A 981-nucleotide genomic window follows, 5' to 3' on the forward strand; every position below is an offset into this window, starting at 1 on the left:
GGCCCCGGCGGCCCGCAACGCGTCCCTGCTCGCCGACAGCGGCGCCCGCCACCTCCTCACCGGGCGCGCGCACGCGACTCGGGCCCGCGAACTCGCCGGTGACGTCACCGTCCTGGTCCTGGAGGACTCCCTCCACGACCACGCCCTGCCGGCCGCCCTCGGCGGGGGCCTGGATCTGGCGTACGTGATGTTCACGTCCGGGTCCACGGGTCGTCCCAAGGGGGCGATGGTGCAGCGCTCGGGGATGGTGAACCACCTGTGGGCGAAGGTCGGGGATCTGGAGCTGGTGGCGGGGGAGTCGGTGGTGCAGAACGCGCCGCTGACGTTCGACGTCTCCGTGTGGCAGATGCTGGCCCCGCTGCTGGTGGGCGGCACTGTGCGGGTGGCGGGGGAGTTGGCGGCGGATCCGTCGGGGCTGTTCGCGATGGTGGCCGGGGAGCGGGTGGCGGTCCTGGAGGTGGTGCCGTCGCTGCTGCGGGCCGCGTTGGACGCGTGGGACGTCGAGGGGTCCGCGCCGGAGCTGCCGGAGTTGCGGTGGCTGATGGTGACGGGTGAGGCGTTGCCGGCGGATCTGTGCCGGCGGTGGCACGAGCGGTATCCGCACGTGCCGATGATGAACGCGTACGGGCCGACCGAGTGCTCGGACGACGTGACGCACGCGGTGATCCGGCACGGGGACGAACTGGGTGCCCGCGTTCCGATCGGCTCGGCCGTTCGCAACACCCGTCTGTATGTGCTGTCGGACGAGTTGCAGCCGGTGCCGGTGGGTGTGCCGGGTGAGTTGTACGTCGGTGGGGCGGGCGTCGGCCGGGGGTACCTGGACGATCCGGCGCGTACGGCGGGCACGTTCGTGGCGGATCCGTTCGGTCCCGTGGGTGCGCGGATGTACCGCACCGGGGACCGGGTGGTGCAGCGGGCGGACGGTCAGCTGGAGTTCATCGAGCGGCGTGACCACCAGGTCAAGATCCGGGGCCGCCGGGT

Annotated in this window: 1 protein-coding gene; it reads left to right on the forward strand. The window is 72.6% G+C overall.

Annotation, left to right across the window (positions count from 1 at the left end):
• Nucleotides 1–981, forward strand: a 981-nt coding sequence (locus IE294_RS46815; RefSeq protein WP_189895398.1) for an AMP-binding protein, incomplete at both ends; no start/stop codon positions are given.

It is taken from the genome of Streptomyces canarius, assembly GCF_014650735.1.
GTDB classification, from domain to species: Bacteria; Actinomycetota; Actinomycetes; order Streptomycetales; family Streptomycetaceae; genus Streptomyces; species Streptomyces olivaceoviridis.